This is a genomic window from Stenotrophomonas sp. UBA7606, assembly GCF_002477705.1.
In the GTDB taxonomy this organism is placed as follows: domain Bacteria; phylum Pseudomonadota; class Gammaproteobacteria; order Xanthomonadales; family Xanthomonadaceae; genus Stenotrophomonas.
Map to the genome: position 1 here is coordinate 11,546 of NZ_DLJW01000023.1, position 8,511 is coordinate 20,056.

Sequence of the window (8,511 nt, forward strand, 5' to 3'; positions counted from 1 at the left end):
CGCATCGCCGAGCGCCGCGATGCACCGTGGACGGTGGTGACCGTGCAACATCGGCGTCACGACGAGGCAACCCGTCGCGAAATCGACGATGCGTTCGCACTGGCGCGGCGGTTGGGCGGCGACGCCGAACTGCTGCACGGGCCAGGCATCGCCGATGCGCTGCTCGACTACGCCGCCCATAACGCGGTGTCGTCGCTGGTGCTCGGCCGTACCCGCGAACGGCCACTGGCGCGCCTGTTCAACCAGACCCTGACCCAACAGTTGATCCAACGCGGCGCCCACTACGAGATCACCATCATCAGCACGCCGCAGGCGCGCGCCAATGCGCGTCGCTTCGGCCTGTCGCTGGCCCCGGACAGCTGGGGCAAGGATGCGATGACGGCGGTATTGGCCACCGTCGGTGCCTGCCTGGCCGCATGGCTGGGCGAACACTGGATAGGCCTCAGCGACCTGGCGATGGTGTTCATCGTGGCGGTGGTGCTGGTGGCTGCACGCACGCGCATGAGTGCGGCGGTACTGGCAGCGACGCTGTGCTTCCTGGCCTACAACTTTTTCTTCATCGCGCCGCGCTTTACCTTTGCGATCAGCGCGCGCCAGGGCGTGATCACCGTCTTCCTGTTCCTCGCCGCCGCACTGGTCGCCGGCCGTCTGGCCTCGCGCCTGCGCATGCAGGTGGTGGCGCTGCGCGCCGCCAACCGCCACGCCAATGTGCGGCAGACGCTGGGCCGGCAACTGGTGGGCGCCACCGACAATGCCCAGGTTACCCATGCCGGGCGGGTAGCGTTGGAACAGGCGCTGGATGCACCGGCCTGGGTGCGGCTGGGCGCCGATACCAGTACCAGCGGCAGCGCTGCCCCCGGCGACACCGATCTGGCTGCGGCCGATTGGGCCCTGCGCCATGGCCAGCCTGCGGGCCGCTTCACCGACACGCTGGCCGGTGCCGGTTGGTGGTTCCTGCCCCTGCTGGATGGCGAAGCACATGCGATAGGCGTAGCCGGGCTGCGCTTCGATCACCAACATCCACGCCTGGCACCGGAACAACGCCAGCTGGTGGAAGCGATGGCCGACGACATCGCCCAGGCTGCGCTACGCACGCGGCTGGTGGCCGATCTGGAAACCGCGCATCTGCACAACGAAACCGAGCGCCTGCGCTCTGCACTACTGTCCTCGGTATCACACGATCTGCGCTCGCCGCTGGCCGCGATGATCGGCTCGGCCGACAGCCTGTCCAACTACGCCGACGCGATGGATGCCAGCGACCGTCGCGCCCTGCTCGACACCATCGTGGTCGAGGGCGAGCGGCTGGACCGCTATATCCAGAACCTGCTGGACATGACCAGGCTCGGCCATGACGGGCTCAAGCTCAACCGCGACTGGATCGGTGTGGACGAGCTGATCGGCTCGGCCGCGCGGCGGCTGCAGCGCTATCAGCCGGAGGTGCGGTTGCAACTGGATATCCCGGCGACGCTGGCACCGATCTGGGTGCACCCAGCGCTGGTCGAACAGGCGGTGTTCAACGTGATGGAGAACGCGGCCAGATTCTCGCCCGCCGAGATACCGATCGAAGTGCGTGCGCGCCAGCATGATGGCGAACTGGTCATCGACGTGATCGATGCCGGCCCCGGCATCCCCGATGACCAGCGCGCGCGCATCTTCGACATGTTCTACAGCGTGGAGCGCGGCGACCGTGGCCGCCAGGGCACCGGCCTGGGCCTGACCATCTGCCAGGGCATGATTGGTGCCCATGGCGGTCGCGTCGAGGCGCTGCCGGGCCACGACGGACGCGGTACCCTGATACGCATGAGCCTGCCCATGCTCCAGCCACACCCCGAGAGTCCGCGCGATGACGGCTGAAACGCCGGCCATTCCGCCACCGCGCGTGCTGGTGGTGGATGACGAAGTACAGATCCGGCGCTTTCTGGATATCTCGCTGCGCGCGCAGGGCTATGCGGTGAGCCAGGCCGCCAACGGCGCCGAAGGCCTGCAGCGGCTGGCCGAGGATGGTGCCGACCTGGTGGTGCTGGATATCGGCCTGCCCGACATGGAAGGCCATGACGTGCTGGCCGAGCTGCGGCAATGGAGCCAGGTGCCGGTGATCATGCTCAGCGTGCGTGCCGGCGAGGCGGAGAAGGTGCGTGCCCTGGACAATGGCGCCAACGACTACGTGACCAAGCCGTTCGGCACCCAGGAGCTGATGGCGCGGGTACGTGCGCTGCTGCGCAGCCGCAGCACCGACAGCGAAGGCCAGGTGCCGGTGTTTGACGATGGTCACCTGCATATCGACCTGGCCCGCCGCGACGTGCGCGTGGACGGCGAGGCGATTGCGCTGACCCGCAAGGAATACGCGCTGCTGGCCCTGCTGCTGCGCAATGCCGGGCGGGTGGTGACGCAGCCGCAGATCCTGCAGGAAATCTGGGGGCCGACGCACCGGCATGACACCCATTACCTGCGCATCCTGGTCGGGCGACTGCGGCACAAGCTGGGCGATTCGGCGTTGGAATCGCGTTACCTGTTCACCGAACCCGGGGTTGGTCTGCGTTTTGGGGGTAGCTGAAGCGCACGAAAGGCCAAAGCTTGCCCTCACCCCAACCCCTCTCCCGCATGCGGGAGAGGGGCTCAACTTCTGCCCCCTCCCTTTGGCGCAGCCAAGGGGAGGGTTGGGGAGGGGTGCTCTTCGCGGTAATCCAAAGCCCTCAACCAGCCCCGCTCGCAAGCAGCCATCCAGAAAAAAACAAAAGGCCGCCTCGCAACACGCGGCGGCCTTTTGCCAGACAACAACGCCGATCAGAAACCCAGTTCAGTTCCGGCCGGCAATACCTGCAGCAACTGCTCGCGGAACACCGCCTTGATCCGCTCCAGCGCCGCCTCGTCATTGCCTTCGAAACGCATCACCAGCACCGGCGTGGTGTTGGAGGCACGCACCAGCCCCCAGCCGTCGCTGAAATCGGCACGCAGGCCATCGATGGTGGAGAGCCGGGCGCCGGCGAACGGCGACTCCTCCAACTGTGCCGCGGCCACGATCAAGGCCACCTGCGCATGCTGGGTGCCCTCTTCCACCGCCACCTTCAACTCTGGCGTGGAAAGCGCATCCGGCAGTTCGTCCAGCACCTCCGACGGCTCCTCATCGCGCTGGCCCAGGATCTCCAGCAGGCGCGCGGCAGCATAAAGGCCATCATCGAAACCATACCAGCGCTCCTTGAAGAAGAAGTGGCCGCTCATCTCGCCGGCCAGCTCGGCATCGGTCTCGCGCATCTTGGCCTTCATCAGCGAGTGCCCGGTCTTCCACATCATCGGGCTGCCGCCATTGCGCAGGATGTAGTCGGACAGCTTGCCGGTGCACTTGACGTCGTAGATGACCATCGCGCCGGGGTTACGCTGTAGCACATCAGCGGCAAACAGCATCAGCAGGCGATCGGCAAAGATCACCTTGCCCTCCTTGGTCACCACGCCCAGGCGATCGCCGTCGCCATCGAAGGCCACGCCGATATCCGCATCGAAGCGCTTGACCATCTGCGCCAGGTCTTCGAGGTTGTGCGGATCGCTGGGGTCCGGATGGTGGTTGGGGAAGCTGCCGTCCACGTCGCAGTACAACGGAATGACCTCGGCACCGATGGCCTCCAGCAACTGCGGGGCGACTGCGCCGGCAACGCCGTTGCCGGCATCGGCCACCACCTTGAGCGGACGGTCCAGCTGCACGTCGTCGGCAATGCGCTGCACGTAGTCGTTGATGACCTCGCGCTGCTGCAGGTCGCCGGGGCTGTCGGCACGCTGCAGGCGGCCTTCCTGGATGCGCCGGTACAGATCGGTGATAGCGTCACCGGACAGCGTTTCACCCCCGATGACTATCTTGAAGCCGTTGTAGTCGGGCGGATTATGGCTGCCGGTAACGGCGACGCAGCTGCCTGCGCGCAGGTGGTAGCTGGCGAAATACACCACCGGTGTCGGCGCCATGCCGATATCCAGCACATTGCAGCCCGCACGGCGCAGGCCATCGATCAGCGCATTGCTCAACTCGGGGCCGGACAGGCGGCCGTCGCGCCCCACCACCACGTCATGCAGGCCTTGCGACTGCATTTCACTGCCGATGGCCTGGCCAATCAGCGTGGCCACGGTGGGATTGAGATCCGGGCCGACCACGCCGCGGATGTCGTAGGCGCGGAAGATGCCTGCCGGCACGGCCTCGGCGCCGGGTTCGGCGATGGGGGCAGCCGCAGCCTTGTCGGCAGCGCTGTCCATGACTGGCAGGGGGTCCTGCGCCAGTGCTTCCTGCAAGGTCATGCCGCTGCCCGCCTCCTCCACATCCTGCTTGCGGCGCAGGGTGGGCAGGCTCAGGCGCTTGCGTCCAATCAACAGCAGCAACGCGGTCGCCGCAAGCAGCACCGCGACCACTGCCGACGCGATTACGCCAAGGCCCATTGCGCCTGCGCTGGTATCCGGCAATTCCGCAACCACACGCAGGCCGGTATCAGCCACGGGCCGGGCCAGCGCATCCGCGCCATTACCCAGGCTCTCGTTGCCCTTCTTGAGGATGGTGAAGCCGCCCTGGCGCAGGCCGAGGTAGGCACTTTGCGGGGAATCGATGGTGTCGAATACCGAGGTCAGACGCAGCAGCGGCTGGCGGATGTAGGCCACTGCCGCGCGATCATGCAGTTGCACCGGGGCGGCCAGGCCCAGACGCGGGCTGCCCCCGTCACGGACCACCAAGGCAACCGGTTTGCCTTCGGCGAGTGCCTTTTCCAGCAACGCAAGCCGCGCATAACCAAAGGCCGCCGGGTCGGCATAGGCATCCACCAGCGTCGCGTCCAGCACCTGCGCGTCTTCAACGCCATTCCACTTGTCGCGCAGCGCAGCGGCGGCGGCAGCCGCATCCCCGCTACCCAGGGCAGCCTTGACCGGCGCCAGCGCCAGTTGCTTGTTGAACTGCGCCAGCTGCGCATCGATGGCCTTCTGGACGTCGCCTACCGCCTGGTCGCGGGCCGACTCCAGGCGGCTGCCTGTGCTGGACTGCAGCCACTGGTCAACCGCGCTCCAGCCGAACCAACCGGCCAGCAACAACAGCAGTACCGCCAGCAACGGCGTTGAACGACCCAGCGCAACGCGTGGGCGTGCGCTCTCATTGCCTTGGCTCATCGTGCGTTTCCCCTGTCAGCGCACCCCGGTGTGGCCAAATCCACCCGTTCCACGCGCACTGTCGATGAAAGTATCCACTACCTGCAACGTCACGCGTGCAATTGGCAGCACCACGAGTTGTGCGATCCGGTCACCCGGTTCAATCGTGAATGCGTCGCGGCCCCGGTTCCAGACGCTGATGAGCAGCGGTCCCTGGTAGTCGGCATCGATCAGGCCCGTGCCATTTCCCAACACGATGCCGTGGCGATGTCCCAACCCCGAGCGCGGCAAAACCACGGCACACAGTCCAGGGTCAGCCACGTGGATGGCGATACCGCTGGGCAACAGTGCGGCATCCCCCGGCTCCAGCGTCAGCGGTGCCTCGATGGCGGCACGCAGATCCATGCCGGCGCTGGCCTCGGTGGCATAGGCCGGCAACGGCCAGCTGTCACCAAAGCGGGGGTCCAGCAGCTTTACCTGCAGGGGCTGCAATGCGGCAGCGTTGCTCATGCGTCCAACCTCTCTGCGATCAGGTCCAGCAGCTGTTCTGCCAGCTGGGTCTTGGCGGTGCCCGGGAACTCACGCAGACCGCCGTTCCAATAGGCGACAGCCGCATTCTGGTCACTTTCAAAGCCATTGCCGGCAATGCCGACCTGGTTGGCGATGATCAGGTCCAGGTGCTTGTCGGCCAGCTTGCCGCGCGCATATTTCTCCACATCGTGGGTTTCGGCGGCAAAGCCGACCACCAGCTTCAGCGCCTGCTCCTGCACCGCCACTTCGGCCAGGATGTCGGCGGTACGCACCAACTCCAGGGTCAAGGTCTGGCTGCCAGCGGTCTTCTTCAGCTTCTGCGGCGATACCTGGCGCGGCGTGTAGTCCGCCACGGCAGCAGCGCCGATATAGATATCGGCCGGCAACGCGCCCAGCACCGCCTCGCGCATCTGCGCGGCCGAACGCACGTCGATGCGCTGCACGCCCGCGGGTGTAGGCAACTGCACCGGGCCGCTTACCAGCACCACCTGCGCGCCCTGACGGGCGGCGGCAGCGGCCAGCGCGTAGCCCATCTTGCCGCTGGAACGGTTGCCGACATAGCGCACCGGGTCCAGGTCTTCATAGGTCGGCCCGGCACTGATCAACACCCGCAGGCCGTTCAAGCGGCCGGGTTTGGCCGGCGCCTGCGGTGCCAGGTTGCCTGCCAGCGCAGCAATGATGGTAGGTGCCTCACTGACCCGGCCGGGGCCGGATTCGCCTTCGGCCAGCGGGCCATCTTCCGGCCCGATCACCTGCACCCCACGCTCGCGCAGCACGGCCATATTGGCCTGGGTGGCCGGGTGCAGCCACATGCGATGGTTCATCGCCGGGCATACCGTCAGCGGTGCAGTCGTGGCCAGGCACAAGGTGGTGACCAGATCATCGGCATTGCCGTGCGCCAGCCGCGCCAGCAGGTCGGCGGTGGCCGGCGCGATGACGATGCGGTCGGCCCAGCGCGCCAGTTCGATATGGCCCATGGCCTGCTCGGCGGCACTGTCCCACAGCGTGGTGCGGGTGGGATGGCCGGACAGCGCCTGGAAGCTCAGCGGCGTGACGAACTGCTGCGCCCCCGCCGTCATCGCCACCTGCACGGTCGCACCGGCATCACGCAGGCGGCGCACCAGCTCCAGCGACTTGTACGCGGCGATGCCGCCGCCGACGCAGAGCAGCAGCTTCTGTCCTTCCAAAGGTCGGGAAGTAGGGGAAACGGCGGTCACGGGGAGAATTTCCTAGGTACAGAAGAATGATTAGCTTAACCGAAGGGTTCGATGTGACTGATCCTGCTTTTGGCTGATGACGGTGAATCTGGGACTCATGCACATCCGTCATTGGCCCGCCGCCGAACGCCCGCGTGAAAAGCTGCTGACACGCGGTGCCAGCGCGCTGTCCGATGCTGAACTGTTGGCGATCTTCCTGGGCTCAGGGCTACGCGGGCGTGACGCGGTGCAGACCGCGCGTGAACTGTTGCAGGGCCATGGCCCACTGCGGGCCTTGCTGGAGCGCAGCCCGGCCGCCCTGGCCGGCTTGCCCGGGCTGGGCCCTGCCCGTGCCTGCCAGCTCAGTGCAGCGCTGGAGCTGGGCCAGCGCCACCTGGCCGCCGCCCTGGAACGCGGCCAGGCCCTGACCGACCCTGCGGCCGCCGGGCGCTACTTCGCGCAGCGGCTGCGTCACCGCCGCTGTGAGGTATTTGCAGTGCTGTTCCTGGATACCCGTCACCGGGCCCTCGCCTTCGAGGAGTTATCCACAGGCACGGTGGACAGCGCCGAAGTGCACCCCCGCGAAGTTGTCCGCAAAGCCTTGGGCCACAACGCGGTGGCGGTGATCGTTGGCCATAACCACCCCTCGGGCAATCCTGAACCGTCGGCCGCTGACCGCGCCATCACCGAGCGCCTGCGGCAGGCGCTGGCACTGGTGGACATCCGCCTGCTGGACCACTTCGTGATCGGCGATGGCCCTCCACTGTCCTTGGCGGCGCGTGGCTGGCTCTGACTGGCCCCAAGCCTGTTTTCTGACTTTTTGACATTCCTGAGCCCCACCTGCGGCCCGGCGGGGCGGCCTCGCCGAAGGTCAGGTAAAATGGTCAGTTCCGCGCTTCAAGCAGAATAGTCACGTGAAACCCCAACTCCGCGCCCTCATCGGCCAAGGCATCGAAGCCTTGCGCGCCAACGGCACCTTGCCTGCCGACACCCTGCCGCCGGATTTCGTGGTCGAACGACCCAAGACCCGCGAACACGGTGATTTCGCCACCAACGCCGCCATGCTGCTGGCCAAGGCCGCGCGCAGCAATCCGCGCGCCGTGGCACAGGCCCTGGTTGCCGCGTTGCCGGCCAGCGACGACATCGCCAATGTCGAGATCGCCGGCCCCGGCTTCATCAATTTCAAGCTTGCGCCGGTGGCCTACCAGCGCGAAGTGGTCAGCGTGCTCAAGGAAGCCGAGGACTACGGCCGCAACCTGAGCGGCAATGGCCGCAGCGTCGGCGTGGAGTACGTGTCGGCCAACCCGACCGGCCCGCTGCATGTCGGCCACGGCCGCGCCGGTGCCATCGGTGACTGCATCGCCCGTGTGCTGGAAGCCAACGGCTGGAACGCCAAGCGTGAGTTCTATTACAACGACGCCGGCGTGCAGATCGAAAACCTGGCCAAGTCGGTGCAGGCGCGTGCGCGCGGCTTCAAGCCGGGCGACGAACAGTGGCCCACCGAGGCCTACAACGGCGAATACATCGGCGACGTGGCCAAGGCCTACCTGCTGGGCCAGACCGTTGACCTGGAAGGCAGCCAGATCGTCGGCGCCAAGGATGCCGAGAACCTGGAGGAAATCCGCCGCTTCGCCGTGGCCTACCTGCGCAACGAGCAGAACCTGGACCTGGCCGC

The 8,511-nt window shown here is 66.8% G+C and carries 7 protein-coding genes; 4 read left to right on the top strand and 3 right to left on the bottom strand.

Annotated elements, in window-relative coordinates; genetic code table 11:
- Together B2527_RS03835 and B2527_RS03840 are read left to right on the top strand one after the other, a co-directional pair.
- Positions 1-1,854 (top strand): ATP-binding protein (locus tag B2527_RS03835; protein ID WP_293706219.1); only part of this gene is annotated, 1,854 nt, incomplete at its 5' end.
- On the top strand, positions 1,844-2,554 hold the full coding sequence (locus B2527_RS03840; RefSeq protein WP_293706220.1) for a response regulator transcription factor: 711 nt from the start codon (positions 1,844-1,846) through the stop codon (positions 2,552-2,554). The genes B2527_RS03835 and B2527_RS03840, both read left to right, overlap by 11 nt.
- Positions 2,555-2,784: 230 nt before the next feature.
- On the opposite strand, the gene B2527_RS03845 is transcribed toward B2527_RS03840, so the two are convergent.
- The 3 genes from B2527_RS03845 to coaBC are packed head-to-tail and all read right to left on the bottom strand — an operon-like array spanning position 2,785 to position 6,857.
- Complete coding sequence (locus B2527_RS03845; RefSeq protein WP_293706221.1) at positions 2,785-5,130, bottom strand: phosphomannomutase/phosphoglucomutase; 2,346 nt, start codon at positions 5,128-5,130, stop codon at positions 2,785-2,787.
- A 15-nt stretch (positions 5,131-5,145) separates the two neighbouring features.
- Positions 5,146-5,619: a dUTP diphosphatase gene (dut, locus tag B2527_RS03850; RefSeq protein WP_293706222.1), complete on the bottom strand. Its 474-nt coding sequence runs from the start codon at positions 5,617-5,619 to the stop codon at positions 5,146-5,148.
- Positions 5,616-6,857: a bifunctional phosphopantothenoylcysteine decarboxylase/phosphopantothenate--cysteine ligase CoaBC gene (coaBC, locus tag B2527_RS03855; RefSeq protein WP_293706223.1), complete on the bottom strand. Its 1,242-nt coding sequence runs from the start codon at positions 6,855-6,857 to the stop codon at positions 5,616-5,618. Before coaBC ends, dut begins: the two co-directional genes overlap by 4 nt.
- A 97-nt stretch (positions 6,858-6,954) precedes the next feature.
- Between coaBC and radC the strand changes: the two genes are divergently transcribed.
- Both radC and argS read left to right on the top strand, forming a co-directional pair.
- Positions 6,955-7,629, top strand: coding sequence for a RadC family protein (gene radC, locus B2527_RS03860; protein ID WP_293706226.1), 675 nt, complete (start codon positions 6,955-6,957; stop codon positions 7,627-7,629).
- Positions 7,630-7,750: 121 nt separating this feature from the next.
- Positions 7,751-8,511, top strand: a 761-nt coding sequence (gene argS / locus B2527_RS03865) for an arginine--tRNA ligase (protein WP_293706224.1), incomplete at its 3' end; no start/stop codon positions are given.